Annotated in this window: 12 protein-coding genes and 1 riboswitch; of the genes, 5 read left to right on the top strand and 7 right to left on the bottom strand. The window is 73.2% G+C overall.

From position 1 onward, the window contains the following. Window positions 1–45: 45 nt before the first annotated feature. Window positions 46–1,857: a glycerol-3-phosphate dehydrogenase/oxidase gene (locus D7044_RS17705; protein ID WP_120689647.1), complete on the bottom strand. Its 1,812-nt coding sequence runs from the start codon at window positions 1,855–1,857 to the stop codon at window positions 46–48. A 147-nt stretch (window positions 1,858–2,004) separates the two neighbouring features. On the opposite strand from D7044_RS17705, the gene D7044_RS17700 reads away from it, so the two are divergent. From D7044_RS17700 to D7044_RS17690, 3 genes are all read left to right on the top strand, one after another. After that, on the top strand, window positions 2,005–4,563 hold the full coding sequence (locus D7044_RS17700) for a S8 family serine peptidase (RefSeq protein ID WP_120689563.1): 2,559 nt from the start codon (window positions 2,005–2,007) through the stop codon (window positions 4,561–4,563). Window positions 4,564–4,620: 57 nt separating this feature from the next. Beyond that, the gene (locus D7044_RS17695; RefSeq protein ID WP_120689562.1) at window positions 4,621–5,553 is read left to right on the top strand and encodes a GNAT family N-acetyltransferase; all 933 of its coding nucleotides are present in this window, start codon (window positions 4,621–4,623) and stop codon (window positions 5,551–5,553) included. A 90-nt stretch (window positions 5,554–5,643) separates the two neighbouring features. Then, window positions 5,644–5,886, top strand: a complete 243-nt coding sequence (locus D7044_RS17690) for a hypothetical protein (protein ID WP_120680318.1) — start codon at window positions 5,644–5,646, stop codon at window positions 5,884–5,886. Between the two features lie 401 nt (window positions 5,887–6,287). Here the strand turns inward: D7044_RS17690 and groL are convergent, their stop codons facing one another. From groL to D7044_RS17675, 3 genes are all read right to left on the bottom strand, one after another. Continuing rightward, window positions 6,288–7,910 (bottom strand): chaperonin GroEL, encoded by a 1,623-nt coding sequence (gene groL, locus D7044_RS17685; RefSeq protein ID WP_120680316.1) that lies wholly within the window; start codon window positions 7,908–7,910, stop codon window positions 6,288–6,290. 274 nt (window positions 7,911–8,184) lie between these two features. After that, entirely contained in the window at window positions 8,185–8,997 is an 813-nt protein-coding gene (locus D7044_RS17680; RefSeq protein ID WP_120689561.1) for a hypothetical protein, read from the bottom strand. Window positions 8,998–9,676: 679 nt separating this feature from the next. Further along, on the bottom strand, window positions 9,677–9,880 hold the full coding sequence (locus D7044_RS17675; protein WP_120680312.1) for a cold-shock protein: 204 nt from the start codon (window positions 9,878–9,880) through the stop codon (window positions 9,677–9,679). 297 nt (window positions 9,881–10,177) lie between these two features. Between D7044_RS17675 and D7044_RS17670 the strand changes: the two genes are divergently transcribed. Continuing rightward, complete coding sequence (locus tag D7044_RS17670; protein ID WP_120680649.1) at window positions 10,178–10,633, top strand: GNAT family N-acetyltransferase; 456 nt, start codon at window positions 10,178–10,180, stop codon at window positions 10,631–10,633. Window positions 10,634–10,706: 73 nt separating this feature from the next. Here D7044_RS17670 and paaN read toward each other — a convergent pair whose 3' ends face one another. The 3 genes from paaN to thrC all read right to left on the bottom strand — a co-directional run bounded on the left by paaN (window position 10,707) and on the right by thrC (window position 15,081). Then, window positions 10,707–12,380 (bottom strand): phenylacetic acid degradation protein PaaN, encoded by a 1,674-nt coding sequence (paaN, locus tag D7044_RS17665; RefSeq protein WP_120689560.1) that lies wholly within the window; start codon window positions 12,378–12,380, stop codon window positions 10,707–10,709. Window positions 12,381–12,432: 52 nt separating this feature from the next. Next, window positions 12,433–13,452 (bottom strand): GNAT family N-acetyltransferase, encoded by a 1,020-nt coding sequence (locus D7044_RS17660; RefSeq protein WP_120680308.1) that lies wholly within the window; start codon window positions 13,450–13,452, stop codon window positions 12,433–12,435. A 342-nt stretch (window positions 13,453–13,794) separates the two neighbouring features. Continuing rightward, window positions 13,795–15,081, bottom strand: a complete 1,287-nt coding sequence (gene thrC, locus D7044_RS17655) for a threonine synthase (RefSeq protein WP_120680306.1) — start codon at window positions 15,079–15,081, stop codon at window positions 13,795–13,797. Between the two features lie 11 nt (window positions 15,082–15,092). Continuing rightward, a riboswitch (SAM riboswitch) is annotated at window positions 15,093–15,227 on the bottom strand. 172 nt (window positions 15,228–15,399) lie between these two features. Here thrC and D7044_RS17650 point away from each other — a divergent pair. Next, the gene (locus tag D7044_RS17650) at window positions 15,400–16,080 is read left to right on the top strand and encodes a DUF4232 domain-containing protein (RefSeq protein WP_233563266.1); all 681 of its coding nucleotides are present in this window, start codon (window positions 15,400–15,402) and stop codon (window positions 16,078–16,080) included. Window positions 16,081–16,086 lie beyond the last annotated feature (6 nt).

The following is a 16,086-nucleotide window of genomic DNA, read 5'->3' as shown; positions in this document are numbered from 1 at the left end:
CGCCGGTTGCGCCTGGTAGCCCTACAGCTCGGTAGCTTTCGGCGATCAGCCGGCGGGCAGCTCCGCGGGGTCGCCGTCGCCGCCCCGGTCGGCCGCGTAGCCACGTACGTCCGGCGCGCCGAGCCGGGCCGCGTCGGCCGCGACGTCGTCCGGCATCAGCTGGGACTGCCGCTCCGCCTCGACCCGGGCCCGGTAGTGCTCCACCTCACGGGCCCGCCGCGCGGCGTCCCACCCGAACACCGCACCCATCAGCTCGGCGGTGTGCTCCGCCGACTCGACACCCCGGTGGCTGGTCTCGATCGAGATCCGGGTACGCCGGGTCAGCACGTCCTCCAGGTGCAGCGCCCCCTCGGCCCGCGCGGCGTAGGTGACCTCGGCGGCCAGGTACTCCGGCGCGCCGGCCAGTGGGGTGCCGAGCAGCGGGTCGGCGTCGATCAGCGCGAGGATGTCCAGGGTGAGCGTGCCGTACCGCTCCAGCAGGTGCTCCACCGCGCCGACCGCCACCCCGTGCCGCCGGGCCAGGTCGGCCCGGTCCCGCCACATCGCGGTGTATCCGTCGGCGCCGAGCAGCGGCAGGTCGGCGGTGCGCGACGGGCGCACCCCGCCGAGGCGCCGCGCCGCCCGGTCCACCACGTCCGAGGCCATCACCCGGTACGTCGTGTACTTGCCGCCGGCCACCAGCAGCAGCCCGAGCATCGGCTCGACCACCGCGTGCTCACGGGAGAGCTTCGAGGTGGAGTCCGCCTCACCGGCCAGCAGCGGGCGCAGCCCCGCGTACACCCCCTCGATGTCGGCGGTGGTCAGCGGCCGCTCCAGCACGGTGTTGACCTGGTCGAGCAGGTAGTCGATGTCGCTCGCGGTGGCGGCCGGATGAGAGCGGTCCAGCCGCCAGTCCGTGTCCGTGGTGCCGATGATCCAGTGACCGCCCCACGGGATGACGAAGAGCACGCTGGTGGCGGTACGCAGGATCAGGCCGGTCTCGCCGGTGATCGCCGAGCGGGGCACCACCAGGTGCACCCCCTTGGAGGCGCGTACCCGCAGCCCGGGCCGGAGCCCGACGTCGTTCAGCATCCGCGCCATGTCGTCGCTCCACACCCCGGTGGCGGCGATGACCGTACGGGCCCGCACCTCGAACTCGGCCTCCGGCGAGCCGGCCGGCGCCTCCATGTCCCGTACGCGCACGCCGGTGACCTCCCGCGCCTGCCGGATCAGGCCGACGGCCCGGGCGCTGCTCACCACGGTCGCGCCGAGACTCGCCGCGGTGCGGGCCAGCGTGACCACCAACCGGGCGTCGTCGACCTGCCCGTCGTAGTAACGGATCGCCCCGGCGAGCGCGTCGGCGCGCAGGCTCGGGAAGATCCGCCGGGCCCCCTCCCGGGTGAGGTGCCGGTGCAGCGGCATGCCCCGGCCGCTGCCGAAGATCCCGGCGAAGGCGTCGTACGCCGCCACACCGGTGCCGTAGTAGGAGCGGCGGAAGACCCGCCCCGGCAGGTCGCGTACGCCCGCGCCGGCGGGGAGCGGCACCAGGAACGGCACCGGCCGGACCAGGTGCGGCGCCAGCCGGGTGGCGAGCAGCCCCCGCTCGGTGAGCGCCTCGTGCACCAGGTGGAACTCCAGCTGCTCCAGGTAGCGCAGGCCGCCGTGGATGAGTTTGCTGGAGCGGCTGGAGGTGCCGGCGGCGAGGTCGCGCGCCTCGACCAGGGCCACCTTCAGGCCGCGGGAGGCCGCATCGAGCGCCGCGCCCGCCCCGGTCACCCCGCCCCCGATCACCAGTACGTCGAATCGCTCCGCCCGGAGTTTGCGCAGGTCGTTGCTGCGCCGATCGGGCGACAGCCGGCCGGCGACGGATCGGGACACGTTGGGGTCGCGCACGCGTCCACGGTAACCGCCAAGAACATCCGAGGGCACGTCGCAGGGGTCGGCCGCGCCGGTTCGACCCCTGGGCGTCTGGGATCGCGCGTCGCCGGGCCGGGTGTGAACGGTGGCTCGGCGTACTGTTTCTCAATGCCCCAACCCCCGGCGTGGGCCGTTCCCCGCGCGTCGAGCGACTCCCCGCCCGGGCCCTGGCCGGTGGTCGGGGCCGTCCTGGTCGGCTGCTGGGCGGTCGCGGTGACCGTGCCGGTCCAGGCCGGCGGCTGGCTCGCCGATCAGCTGCTGCTCGGCGTCGGACGGGACCGGGCCGGTTGGCTCTGGCCGGCGGCGGGCCTGCTGACCGTGCTGCTGGTCGGTACGCCCGCGCTGCTGCTCGCTCTGCTGCCCCGCTCGGCCGCGATCCGCGCCACCGGCCGCGCCTGGCTGACCGGCGTCGTCGTGCTCGGCGTGTTCACGCTGCTGCGGGCGGTCCCGCCGGTGCACCACGAGGCCTACCTCGGCGGGCTCGCCGCGACCGCCGCCCTGGCCGCCGCCGTCCTGGGCCGGCTCGCCCGCCGACGGCGGACCGACGGCCGCCCCGGCCCGACGGTGGCCGTCCCGGACGCGGCAGGTGCGGTCCCCACCGGACCGGCGGGCCCGACAGCCCACCCACCGGCCGTCGAGGACCCCCGGACCGCCGGAGCGGGTGCGGCCGATGACCCGGCCCCGGGCCGGAGGGCGCTCGGTGGGCTGCGGGCCGGGCCGGTGACGCTGCTCGCGATCGCCGCCGGACTCGCGGTGCTGCTGCCGTGGGCCTGGCTGGGTGCGCTCGGCGGGCCGCTGGAGACGGTGCTCGCCGCGCTCGCCGCCGCCGCGCTCGGCGCGCTGACCGGGGCGCTTCTCGACGCCGGCTTCTGGTCCCGCTTCGCGGTCGGCGAGCCGCCCCGACCGGTCCGGCTGGTGCTCGTCGGCGGCCTGGTCGCCGGGGTGACGCTGCTGCTGCTCGCCGCCGGCGCCGGCCAGTCGGGCGCGCAACTTCCGGCCCTGCTCACCCTCCCCCCGATCGGCTTCGCGTCGGCCGCGCTGCACGCCGCCGCTCACCGTCGGCGCAACTCCGGCGCGGGGTCCGCCGCCCCGACCCGGTGGCTGGTCGGGCTCGCCGCGTTCGGCCCGCTCGCCTTCGCGGATCCGGAGGAGATCACCCTGCTGCTGGGCACCACCCGGGACGTGCCGTTCTGGGTGGCCGTCACCGCCGCCGTCGGGCTCGCCGTGGCGCTGCTCCTCGCGGTCGGGTACGGAGTGCTGCTCGCTCGCCCGGCCGCGCGCACCCCGGGCCGGCGCACCGCCGCCCTCACCGCCGCGGCGCTGCTGGTGGCGCTGGTCGCCGTCTACCTCGGTCCGGGTCGACCCGGGCTGTATGGCGAACGCCTGCTCGTGGTGCTGCGGGAGCAGGCCGATCTGACGAGCCTGCCCACCGTCGCGCCGGGGCGGGCCGGACGCGACGCGCGGGCCCGTGAGGTGTACCGGCGGCTGGTCGACACGGCCGACCGCACCCAGGCGGGGCTGCGTCGCGAGGTGACCCGGCTGGGCCTGCGCCCGACGTCGTACTACCTGGTGAACGCGATCGAGGTCGACGGTGGGCCGGCGGTGCGGGCGTGGCTCTCCGGCCGGCCCGAGGTGGACCGGGTGCTGGTGAGCCAGCGGCTGCGCCCGCTGCCCGCGCCGGCCGGCATCACCCGGGGTACCGACCCCGCCCCGACCGGTCCCGAGTGGAACATCCGCCGGCTCGGCGCGGACCGGGTCTGGGCGGAGGGGGTGACCGGCGCCGGCGTGGTCATCGGCAGCTCGGACTCCGGCGTGGACGGTCGGCATCCGGCCCTGGCCGCGGGCTTCCGGGGTGGCGACGACTCCTGGTACGACCCGTGGGACGGCACCCGCTTCCCCACCGACTCGGGTGGGCACGGCACGCACACGATCGGCAGCGCCGTCGGCCGGGACGGCATCGGGGTCGCCCCGGGCGCCCAGTGGGTGGGCTGCGTGAACCTGGACCGGAACCTGGGCAGCCCCGGCCACTACCTCGACTGCCTCCAGTTCATGCTGGCCCCGTTCCCGTCCGGGGCCGATCCGTTCACCGCCGGCCGGCCCGAGCGGGCCCCGGACATCCTCACCAACTCGTGGGGCTGCCCGGGGATCGAGGGCTGCGACGCGGGCGTGCTCCGGCCGGCGACCGCCGCGCTCGACGCCGCGGGCATCTTCGTGGCCGCGGCGGCCGGCAACACCGGCCCGTGGTGCGGTTCGGTCGACGATCCTCCCGCGCCGTACCCGGACGTGCTCACGGTGGGCGCGGTGGACGACCGGGACCGGGTCGCGGAGTTCTCCTCGCGGGGCCCGACGCGAGGTGGTGCGGCGAAACCAGACGTGGTGGCGCCGGGGGTCGGGGTGCGCTCGGCGATGCCCGGCGGCGGGTACGCCACCCTCGACGGCACCTCGATGGCGACCCCGCAGGTGGCCGGCGTGGTGGCGTTGATGTGGTCGGCGAACCCGGCGCTGGTCGGCGATGTGACCCGGACGCGGCAACTGCTGCGGGACACGGCCACCCCGGCTCAGCCGACCTACCTCTCCCGCGACCCGTCGGACACCTGCGGTGGGGACGCGAACATCACCGGCGCGGGGCTGGTCGACGCGTACGCCGCCGTGCACGCCGCCCGGTGAACCGCCGGTGGGAGGCTCTTGCGCCGACCCGTACCCGGTGATCTAGGGTCGGCCACCATGGACGCAGAGATCACCGTCGTCGAGCTGACCCCCGACCTGGCCCCGGCTGTCGTACGGCTCTGCGAGGGGGCGCTGGACCTGCCGGAGGACGCGGCCGAGGCGGACGCCATCGTGGCGACCCTCTGGCTCCGGGCCGTTGCCGATCGGCCCGGGTTCGCCCTCGGCGCGTACCGCGGGTCGGAGCTGGTCGGGGCGCTGATCGGCTCGATGGCGGCGGCCGACCAGCGGCTCGGGCACGTCGACCTGGTCGCGGTGACGCCGGAGCACCGGCGTCGGGGTGTCGCCCGGGCGCTGCTGGCCGAGGCGGAGCGGCGGCTCGCCGGGCTGGGCGCGGCGGAGGTGCTGCTCGCCGGCAACCCACCCTTCTACGCCTGGCCGGGGATCGACGTCCGGTACACCCCGGCGGTCTGCGCGGCGTCGGCGCTCGGCTACCAGCAGGACCGGACCGCGTGGAACATGACGGCCGACCTGTCGTACGACGACTCGCCGGCGCTGCGGTCCACGGCGGCGGCGGAGCGTCGCCTCGCCGGTGCGGGCGTGACCGTACGCGCGGCGGGGCCGGGCGACCTGCCGGCGCTGGCCGAGCTGGCCGAGGGCACCTTCGGTGGGAGTTGGGCCGCCGAGCTGGCCGGTTCGGTGGGCCGTCCGGGGGCCGGCTGCCATCTGGCCGAACGCGACGGTGCCGTGATCGCCTTCGCGGCGTACGGCTCGTCCCGGCCGAGTTGGTTCGGGCCGATGGGCACCGCCCCGGCGGCCGAGGGCTCGGGGATCGGCGGGGTGCTGCTGCGCCGCTGCCTGCGCGACCAGCGGGCGGCGGGGCACGACTCGGCGCAGATCGGCTGGGTCGGGCCGGTACCGTTCTATTCCCGCAGCGCGGGCGCCCGGATCGAGCGCGTCTTCTTCCTCTACCGCAAGCGTTTCGGGAATTGATAAAAGGGCGAATGGGATATAGACCCAGATAATGCCATTCGCCCCCATCGACGAGCGGCGCCCCCTACCGTTTCGGTAGAGGAGGCAGCCATGACCACGGACGAAGAGAGCGACGACGTCGCGCCCGTCACCTGGACGCCGGTCGGCGATCTCCCCGGGCAGCTACCGATCGACCGGCTGGACTTCGGCGACGCCGAGCAGCTGGCGGAGATGACCGACACCGGGGAACCGGTGACCGAGGAGTCGCTGGAGATGGTGGACGCGCCGATCCAGCTACGCGCCCCGTACGACCGGGCGCAGAAGCGGCGCAACCAACGACCGCTGCCAACCTGACGAGAAACGTAAACCGGTCACCATTCGCCAATCACCCAGGCGCGACCAGTGATCGACTCGGGGTCCTTGAAGTCGGGGCATCAGGCGGCCGGGACACCCCGACATCAAGGAAGCCGAGTTGATCATCGGCGCGCTTGGGGCGATGAGCGCGATGTGTCCGGTTTGTGGGCCTGGAGGGGCGGCGGGTGGTGCCCAGCGACCGGGCTCCGCCCGGGGGCGCCAGCGCGATCCGCGCGAAGGTCCAATCGAGGGCCGCCGGCCGTAAACCGGACACCATTCGCCAATCACCCAGGCACCGCTCGTGATCGACTCGGGGTCCTTGAAGTCGGGGCATCAGGCGAAACAGAAACGGGGCGGGCCGCTGACGCGACCCACCCCGTTCCCGAACGGAACCTCTGGACTCAGAAGTCCATCTCCCCGCCACCCGGGCCAGCCGGGGCGGCCGGGGTCTTCTCCGGCTTGTCCGCCACGACGGCCTCGGTGGTGAGGAAGAGCGCCGCGATCGACGACGCGTTCTGCAGCGCCGAACGGGTCACCTTGGCCGGGTCGATGATGCCCGCGGCCAGCAGGTCCACGTACTCGCCGGTGGCGGCGTTGAGGCCGTGGCCCGGCTCCAGGCTGCGGACGCGCTCGACGACGACGCCACCCTCGAGGCCGGCGTTGACGGCGATCTGCCGCAGCGGGGCGTCCAGCGCGATCTTGACGATCTGCGCGCCGGTCGCCTCGTCGCCGGTCAGGTCCAGCTTGTCGAAGGCGGTCTTGCCGGCCTGCACCAGCGCGACGCCACCACCCGGGACGACGCCCTCCTCGACGGCGGCCTTCGCGTTGCGGACCGCGTCCTCGATGCGGTGCTTGCGCTCCTTCAGCTCGACCTCGGTGGCCGCGCCGACCTTGATCACCGCAACACCGCCGGCCAGCTTGGCCAGACGCTCCTGCAGCTTCTCCCGGTCGTAGTCGGAGTCGCTCTTCTCGATCTCGGCCCGGATCTGGTTGACCCGGCCCTGGATCTGCTCGGCGTCACCGGCGCCGTCGACGATGGTGGTCTCGTCCTTGGTCACCACGACCTTGCGGGCGCGGCCCAGCATCTCGAGGCCGGCGGCGTCGAGCTTGAGGCCGACCTCCTCGCTGATGACCTGGCCACCGGTGAGAATGGCGATGTCGGTCAGCATGGCCTTGCGGCGGTCACCGAAGCCCGGCGCCTTGACGGCGACCGACTTGAAGGTGCCCCGGACCTTGTTGACGACCAGGGTGGCGAGGGCCTCGCCCTCCAGGTCCTCGGCGATGATCAGCAGCGGCTTGCCACCCTGCATGACCTTCTCGAGGATCGGGAGCAGGTCCTTCACCGACGAGATCTTGCTGTTGGCGATCAGGATGTACGGGTCGTCGAAGACGGCCTCCATACGCTCCGGGTCGGTCATGAAGTACGCGGAGATGTAGCCCTTGTCGAAGCGCATACCCTCGGTGAGCTCGAGCTCCAGGCCGAAGGTGTTGCTCTCCTCGACGGTGATGACGCCTTCCTTGCCGACCTTGTCCATCGACTCGGCGATGATCTCACCGACGCTGGTGTCGGCGGCCGAGATGGAGGCGGTGGAGGCGATCTGCTCCTTGGTCTCCACGTCCTTGGCGAGCTTCAGCAGCTCCTCCGAGACGCTGGCCACGGCGGCCTCGATGCCCCGCTTCAGGGCCATCGGGTTGGCACCGGCGGCCACGTTGCGCAGGCCCTCACGGACCAGAGCCTGGGCCAGGACGGTCGCCGTCGTCGTGCCGTCACCGGCGACGTCGTCGGTCTTCTTCGCGACCTCCTTGACCAGCTCGGCACCGATCTTCTCGTACGGGTCCTCGAGCTCGATCTCCTTGGCGATGCTCACACCATCGTTGGTGATGGTGGGGGCACCCCACTTCTTCTCGAGCACGACGTTGCGGCCCTTGGGGCCGAGGGTCACCTTCACGGCGTCGGCGAGCTGGTTCATGCCCCGCTCGAGGCCGCGGCGCGCCTCTTCGTCGAACGCGATCATCTTGGCCATACGGCGTTGTCCTCCTGGACACTCACGGGCCACCCGAGTGTGTGTCCCGGATGGGCCGCCTGGTGTACGCACCTTGGGACGTCGCCCTCAGGGCGACGACGACGTCTCCTAGGCCGGGCCGGATAGCCCGCGACGACCGGTCACGTGCCCCACCAGCGACTTGTCCGCCGATGTGGCCGCAACCCCACCGCCCCGACCTTTGGCACTCGCGGCGTGCGAGTGCCAATAACTTGTTTAGCACTCTCCCATGCCGAGTGCAAGCAGAGTGCTCCCGTCAGCCGAGTTCCGCGGCCAGCCTCGCACTGTTCACCGGGCCTTCCAGGGCGCGCTGTTCGGCGTACGTCACCACCAGCCCCACCAGTTGCAGGAACTGCACCGGAAGGGTCAGCACCCCGGTGATCGCCAGCACCACGATCACCCCGATCGCGGTACCCGCGGAGGCGAGCGGATCGACGCCGAACGGCACGACGGCCGCCCCCTGCAGGCCACCCACCACCAGGCTCAGGACGAGCAGCACCGCCGCCCGGCCGAGCACCATCGCGAATTGCTTGTGGAACATCCCCCACGCCCGACCCAGCGGGTTCACCCGCTCGAAGAGGTAGACCGGCCCGAACAGGCTCAGCGCGAAGGCGACGTAGATGCCCGGCAGGATGCAGAAGCAGACGCCCACGGCGATGGTCAGACCGGCCAGCAGCGTCCAGCCCCAGAGCCCGAACATCCGCCGCACGCCGTAGCGCAGGGCCCCGGGCAGGTCGACCGCCTCGCCGGCCGCCTGGCGGGCGATCACCCACGTGCCGGCTGCCCAACCCAGGCACTGCACCAGGCCGATCAGCACGCTTCCGGCGAGGCTCACCAGGAGCAGGACTGTCATGTCACCCACGAAGGTGTCCGGCAGCCTCGAGGGGTCCTGCGCGGTCGAGACGTCCCATCTCGCGGTCGGGTCCACCCCGAGCGAGATCACCGAGAAGACCACCCCCGGCAGGACCTGGGTCAGCAACAGCAGTGGCAGCAGTACGCGCCAACCACGCCGCACCGCGCCGAGACAGCGCTGCCACCACCCGCCGAGGCCGACGCCGGGCGGCGTCACCAGGGGGTCGTTCGGGTCGATACCGGGCGGGTACCAACCGCCGGCCGGCCCGCCGTACCAGGTCTGACCGGGGTACGGACCCGCAGCGGGCGGGTAGCCGGCCGGTGCCGGGGCAGCGGGATGCCCGGCCGGCGGATAGCCCCAGCCCGGCGGCGGGGTGCCGGGCTGTCCCCAGCCCGACGCGTTCGGATCCCAACCGGGGGTCGCACCCGGAGCGCCCGCCCCCGCCGGATCCCAACCGGGGCTCGCGCTCGGGGCACCGGCGCCCGTCGGACCCCAACCGGGGGTGGCACCCGGAGTGCCGGCTCCCGTCGGATCCCAACCGGGAGGTGTGGCCGGCCTACCGGCTGGGGGCCAGCCGGGCTGCGCGCCGGGGCCGCCGTGGGCGGGCGGGGTGATCGGCTCGCCGGGCCTACCGGGTTGCGGACCGGTCTGGTCGGGATCGGAGCCGTACGGGCCGGGCTGGCCCGGGGGTGGGGTGGCCGGGGGCGGCAGGTCGGACATGAACCCTCCTAGCGACAGCTGGAACGGCCCATGATCTTCCTTGCTCGCGCGCTCGGCGCGCAGCCCCACCCAGCGGTCGCTCGACGGATTCGTAATCGACTCGAGTTTCTTGATGTCGGGGTGTCACACGGTCGGCGATACCCCGACATCAATGAGGGCGAGTCGATCATCCCGCTCAGCCGATGACGTGCACCCGCTCCGCCTGCGGGCCCTTCTGACCCTGGGCGATCTCGAACTCGACCCGCTGGCCGTCTTCGAGTGCCTTGTAGCCGTCCATCTCGATCGCGGAGAAGTGGACGAACACGTCCTGACCGCCGTCGACGGCGATGAAGCCGTAGCCCTTCTCGGCGTTGAACCACTTCACGGTGCCCTGTGCCACGGTCCACTTCCTCCATCTGCGCGGCGTTACCTACCCCGAGCGCCCGGACGCAGCCGGGCGCTCGGAACCACCGTTTCCGCAATCGGCGACGGACGCTGAAAACGGTGACCGAAATCGCACGCTACACGAGGCGTGACGACCGCGCACGACCACAAATCGGGCATATTTCGCCGATGGCGGACAGGAATCCATCGTCGACCGTCGTTGTGGTAGTCATGCGATGTGACGAGCACCCCGGTCGGCGTCGACCGCAGCCGGCCGGAGATCCACCGGGTCCGGCCGGAGGACGCGGCCCGGATGCGGGCGCTGCGACTGGAGATGCTCGCCGACTCGCCGTTGGCCTTCCTGGAGACCGTCGCCGACGCGGCGGCCCGGCCGCACGCGGAGTACGCCCTCCGGATCGCGTCCACCTCGATCGGGTCGCAGATCGCGCAGTTCGTCGCGGACCCGGGTGGGCGGCTGGTCGGGCACGCGGGCGGGACCGTGCTCCCCTCCGAGCCCGAGCTGACCGTCGTCTACGCCGTCTACGTGAGCCCGGGCTGGCGGGGCAGCGGGCTGCTCGCCGACCTCGTCGACGCGGTCGCGGCCTGGTCACGGGCGTGCGGACGGCCCGAGTTGATGCTGGAGGTCGTGGTCGGCAACGACCGCGCCTACCGGGCCTACGAGCGGCTCGGCTTCGTCGACACCGGCGTCCGCGTGCCACACCCGACCGTTCCGGCGATGACCGAACTCCAGATGCGGCGCGCCGCCTGAGCGCCGAGCCACGCCGACCGGCGCGGCCCGGCGCCCGGACCCGGGCCCTACCGGCAGGGCCCCGGCATCCGGCTCAGGCGTGGCGGCGGGACTGGACGATACGGAAGCGGTTGGCGACGTACGCGCCGTCGGTGAGGGCGGCGTTGGCGGCCGCGTTGGCGCCGCTGCCGTGGAAGTCGGAGAAGGCCGCCGACTGGTTCACGAACACGCCACCGGTCAGGTTGCAGGAGAGGTGCACCCCGACCTCGATCGCCACCGCCTCGGCCGCGTCGAGCACCGCCTCGTCGGTCGAGTAGACGCCCGCGGTCAGCGCGCCCTTCTCACCCACCGTGCTGCGCAGGATCTCCAGGCTGTGGCCGGTGGACCGGGTCGGGATGACGAACGAGATCGGCCCGAACCACTCCCGCCCGTAGGTCGCGGTGTCGTCCGCGGAGACCTTGACCACCGCCGGCGTACGGACCACGGCGCCCGGGAAGGACGGGTGCTCGACCGTACGCGACTCCAGCACCGCCGCGCCGACCTTGGTGACCTCGTCCAGCCGCTCCAGGACACCGTCGTTGACGATCGCCCCGGTCAGCTCGACCCCGCGGGCCGCGTCGGCGGTGAGCTTGCCGACCGCCGCGGCGATGCCGCCGGCCACCTCGTCGAAGCTCTTGTGCCCCTGGTCGGTCTCGATGCCGTCGGCGGGGATCAGGATGTTCTGCGAGGTGGTGCACATCTGTCCGCTGTAGAGGGTGAGCGTGAAGCCCAGGTTGCGGCAGAGCCCGGCGAAGTCGTCGGTGGAGTCGATCACGACCGTGTTGAGGCCGGCCTTCTCGGTGTAGACGGAGGCCTGCCGGGCGTTCGCCTCCAGCCAGTCGCCGTACTCGGTGGAGCCGGTGAAGTCGACGATCTTCACGGCCGGGTGCAGGGCCAGCGAGGAGGCGAGCTTCTCGCCCGGCGCCTCGGCGGCGAGCAGCATCAGGTTCGGGTCGAAGCCGGCCTCGGCCAGCACCTCCCGGGCGTACTTCACGGTGATGGCCAGGGGCAGCACCGCGCGCGGGTGCGGCTTGACGATCACCGGGTTCCCGGTGGCCAGCGAGGCGAAGAGCCCCGGGTACGAGTTCCAGGTCGGGAAGGTGTTGCAGCCGATCACCAGGGCCACGCCGCGGGGCACCACGTGGAACGTCTTGGTCATCCGCAGCGGGTCACCCTTGCCCGCGGCCTTCTCCCAGCCGGCCGTCCCCGGGTGCCGGGTCATCTCGGCGTACGCGTACGCGAGCGACTCCAGCGCCCGGTCCAGCGCGTGCGCCCCGCCGGCCTGGAAGGCCATCACGAACGCCTGGCCGCTGGTGAACTGCACCGCGTTGGCCAGCTCGAAGACGTGCTTGTGCAGCCGGTCGAGGATCTCCAGGCAGACCCCGATCCGGGTCTGCGGGCCGGCGTCGCGCCAGGCGGGCAGGGCGGCGCTCGCGGCGGAGACCAGCTCGTCGACCCCGGGGTGCGGGTAGCGGACGCCGAGCTCCACGCCGAACGGGCTCGTCTCGGTGGCGACCCGGTCGCCTCCGCCCGGCTGGTCGAGCGGGAAGTCGCCGTTCAGGTACGCCTCGAAGGCGGCCTTGCCGTCGGCGGCGGCGGTCTCGCCGTAGACGCGCGGGCTGGGCGACTCCGGGTAGGCGGACCAGTATCCGCGCTCGGTGATCGCGGTCAGCGCACGGGTGAGGGTCTCGACGTGCCGGGCGTAGAGAGGGTGCGGGGTGTCCGTCATGCCCGTCATGATGCAACAGAAGGGTGCGCGATCAGTAGACCTGTGTCACAACTCAAATCGTCAGTTGCCAGTCCGTCCAGCCGTCCACCGGCCGGAAGCCGAGCTGCTCGTTGATCGCGATCATGTGGCTGTTGCTGGCGGCGTTGAAGGTGTCGATCGCGCGTACGGCCGGCTCGTGGGCGAGCAGATGACGCAGGTTCTCGACCTTCACGAGCAGGCCCAACCGGTGCCCACGGTGCTCCGGGTCGACGATGGTGATCTGCTGGAACGCGTGCCAGTCGGCGGACGGGCCGAGATCGAGCAGGGTCCACGCGACCAGCCGGCCGGACGCCACGTGCTGGGCGGCGACGTGATACTGCCGCCGGCCCCGCGCGGCCAGCGCCCGCTCGGTGCCCCGGATCCGCTCGGCGTCGACCTTCTCCGCCTCCCAATCCAGGTCGCCGAGGGGCGCGTCGGTGCTCAACCGCCCGTCGAGGTAGGCGATGTCGGCCACGTACTCCTCGGGCACGAGACCGTGCCACCGGAGCGTGCGGTAGCCCTCCGCCTGGGCCCGGGCACCGACCAGCAGCGCGTCCAGCGCGGCCTGGTCGACCCCGGTGGGGTCGAGCCGGCGCCGGATCTCGACGAGTGCGGGCTGCGCACCCGACGCGGCGGCGAAGGCGCCACCCGCCGCGTTGCGCGCCGGCCCGTCCGGCAGCGCCGAGACGGTCATCCCGATGACCCGCTTACGGCCCTGCTCGCGCAGCAGCCGTAGGCAGTGCTCGTGCAGGGCACGGCCGACGCCGTGGCGTCGGTACGCCGGGTGGACGGTGAGCTCGACGGTGGCGTTCTCGGTGTTGTCGAGCTGCGGCAGGTCCAGCGCCAGGTAGCCGGCGGGCACGCCGTCCAGCCGGGCCAACGCCCAGAGCGTGACGGTGCCCGGGAACGGGTGGCGCAGCATCGCCTCGAAGCGGCGGCGGCAGAACGGCGGGTAGTCGGGCACGTCGGCATCGTTGGCCGCGACGCCGATGCGGTAGGCCGCCTCGATCGCGGCGGGATCGGTGGCGTCGAACGGCGCGATCGTGATGCTCATGCCGCGAGCGTGCCCGCAGCAAGACGAACGGGCCAGCGATTAAATCGCCGGCCCGTTCGGAGGTTGGTCGGGAGGGACGATCGCACAACGCCTCCGGCGTTGGGTCGTAAGAACTAAAAGTCTTCGGCGAAACACCCTCCCGCACGGAGCATCTTGCGCCGTCCGGTTCCTGCCGTCAAGTCCTTAGGGGCGGGTTTCTCGCACCCAGAGCGAAAAGCCGGTTACCCGGCGGATCGGCCGGATCCCCCGATCGGGCGAGCCACGAATGATCCACCCGACTTCGCGCGCCTCCGACCGGGGCGAACCCCGGCAACCCGGCAGGCGGGGAGGGACCGGGGCGGGTCAGCCGAGGAGGCCGGCGTCCCGGGCGGCGCGCAGCGAGGGGCGGATGCGGTGGGTGGGGCCGACCTGCCCGGCGACCGCGTCGATCGTCTTCAACCCCTCGCCGGTGTTGAAGACGACCGTCTCGGCGGACGGGTCGAGCTTGCCGGACTCGACGAGCTTGCGCAGCACCGCCACGGTGACGCCGCCTGCGGTCTCGGCGAAGACGCCGGTGGTCCGGGCCAGCAGGCGGATCGCGGCGCGGATCTCGTCGTCGTCGGCGTACTCCATCCAGCCGCCGGTGCGCCGCACCGCTTCCAGGGCGTAGAGGCCGGCCGCCGGGTCGCCGATGTTCAGCGACTTGGCGATGCCGGTCGGCTTCACCGGGACGATCTCGTCCCGGCCGTCGTGCAGGGCGGTGGCGATCGGGTTGCAGCCGGCCGACTGCGCGCCGAAGACCTTCCAGCCGCCGGCCGGCGCCTCGACCAGTCCGATCTCGATCAGCTCGGTGAACGCCTTGTCGATCTTCGTGAGCAGCTCTCCGGAGGCCATCGGGATCACCACCTGAGCGGGGATCCGCCAGCCGAGCTGCTCCGCCACCTCGTAGCCGAGCGTCTTGGAACCCTCGGCGTAGTACGGCCGGACGTTCACGTTGACGAACGCCGTGTCCTCGAACTCGTCGGTCTCCACCAGCTCGCCGCAGAGCCGGTTCACGTCGTCGTACGAGCCGTCGACGGCGACGAGCTCGCCTCCGTAGACGGCGGTGGTGACGACCTTGCCCTGCTCCAGGTCGCTCGGGATGAAGACCACCGACGGCGCGCCCGCCCGGGCCGCGTGGGCGGCGACCGAGTTCGCGAGGTTGCCCGTTGACGCGCAGGCGAACCGGGTGAAGCCGAGCGCCCGGGCGGCGGAGAGCGCCACCGAGACGACCCGGTCCTTGAACGAGTGGGTCGGGTTGGCGCTGTCGTCCTTGACCCAGAGCGGGGCGGTGATGCCCAGCTCCGCGGCGAGGTGCGGGGCGGCGACCAGCGGGGTGAGGCCGGGATCGAGGGAGACCCGGGTCGCCGGGTCCTGACCGGCGGGGAGCAGGGCCGCGTACCGCCAGAGGTTGCGGGGGCCGGCCTCGATCTGCTCCCGGGTCACGGTGGCCAGCGCGGCCGCGTCGTACTCGACCTCCAGCGGGCCGAAACACTCGTAGCAGGCGTGCTGCGCGGCGAGCGGGTAGCGGGCCTGACAGGCGCGGCAGACGAGGGCGCGGGCGGGGCTGGCGGTGGTGTCGATGCCGGACGGGGCGATCGTCGACGTCATGTCGAGAAGTCCTCTCATCTTCCCCCGCATCGCACCGTGCGGCGGGGACGGAATTGGCACCTGCCCCGCCGGCGCTCGACGGTGAGCGCGTGGGGTGGTTGCCGGGGCGTCATCGGGCCGTATCCCTAAGCCCCTCTGGATGAGGTGTTCAGTTGTGCCGCCGAGTCTAAGCGCCCGGCGGGGTCGATTTCAGCGGGGCTCCCACGGTGTGAGCGGAGCGCTGCGCCGCAGCGGGTCCCTGGCCGGCCGGGTCTCCTCCCGTCGGCCCCGCTGAACCCAGGGGTGCGGCCGGGTCCGCGGCGGTGCGAGGATGCGGCGGTGACTCCTCGTCCCAGCCGTGGTCGGCTGCTGCTCACCGGTCTGCCGATCGCCGGCCTGCTGCTGCTCGGCGCCTGCACCGATGAGCACGCGGACGCGGGCGGGGACGGACCCCGGCCGGGCGGGAGGCCCGGAGCAGGCCCCACCGCACCCAGCGACGATCCGGCGAACGTCTGCCCGGTGTCGGGGGTCCGGATCCGGGCCCTCGGGACCAACGCGGCCATGGGGCTGCGGGCGCTCGGCCTGGAGCTGACCAACTGCGGCACGGCGGACTACGCGCTGAACGGCTACCCGTCGCTGCGGCTGCTCGACGCCGACGGCACGCCGATCCCAGTCCAGGTGATCGAGGGGGCGAAGGGCATCACCTCGGGCTTCGACGCCCCGCCCCGACCGCTCACCCTGCGACCCGGCGAGCGGGCCGGCGCCGCGGTGCTCTGGCGCAACCTGGTCACCGACTCGACCGTGGTCGCCACCAGCGGCGAAGCTCTGGAGGTCGCTTCGAGCGCCGGCCGCGCCCGGCAGGCCGTCGAGCTGGACGGCCCGATCGACCTGGGCAACACCGGGCGGCTCGGGGTGAGCGCCTGGAAACCGGCGGAGCCGACCACTCCGGCGCCGCCACCGGCACCGCCGCAGCCCAGCGGGGCGCCCTCGGGGGCGACCACCCTCGACCCCCGGGTGTGAGGGCCG

Source organism: Micromonospora musae (assembly GCF_003626635.1).
GTDB lineage: Bacteria > Actinomycetota > Actinomycetes > Mycobacteriales > Micromonosporaceae > Micromonospora > Micromonospora musae.
This window is presented reverse-complemented; position numbering and strand designations above follow the sequence as displayed.

Coding starts and splice junctions, on each gene's coding strand:
- groL (WP_120680316.1), bottom strand. CDS start 7,910: ATGGCCAAGATGATCGCGTTCGACGAAGAGGCGCGCCGCGGCCTCGAG.
- D7044_RS17660 (WP_120680308.1), bottom strand. CDS start 13,452: ATGAGCATCACGATCGCGCCGTTCGACGCCACCGATCCCGCCGCGATC.
- thrC (WP_120680306.1), bottom strand. CDS start 15,081: ATGACGTCGACGATCGCCCCGTCCGGCATCGACACCACCGCCAGCCCC.
- D7044_RS17670 (WP_120680649.1), top strand. CDS start 10,178: ATGCGGGCGCTGCGACTGGAGATGCTCGCCGACTCGCCGTTGGCCTTC.
- D7044_RS17700 (WP_120689563.1), top strand. CDS start 2,005: ATGCCCCAACCCCCGGCGTGGGCCGTTCCCCGCGCGTCGAGCGACTCC.
- paaN (WP_120689560.1), bottom strand. CDS start 12,380: ATGACGGACACCCCGCACCCTCTCTACGCCCGGCACGTCGAGACCCTC.
- D7044_RS17690 (WP_120680318.1), top strand. CDS start 5,644: ATGACCACGGACGAAGAGAGCGACGACGTCGCGCCCGTCACCTGGACG.
- D7044_RS17695 (WP_120689562.1), top strand. CDS start 4,621: ATGGACGCAGAGATCACCGTCGTCGAGCTGACCCCCGACCTGGCCCCG.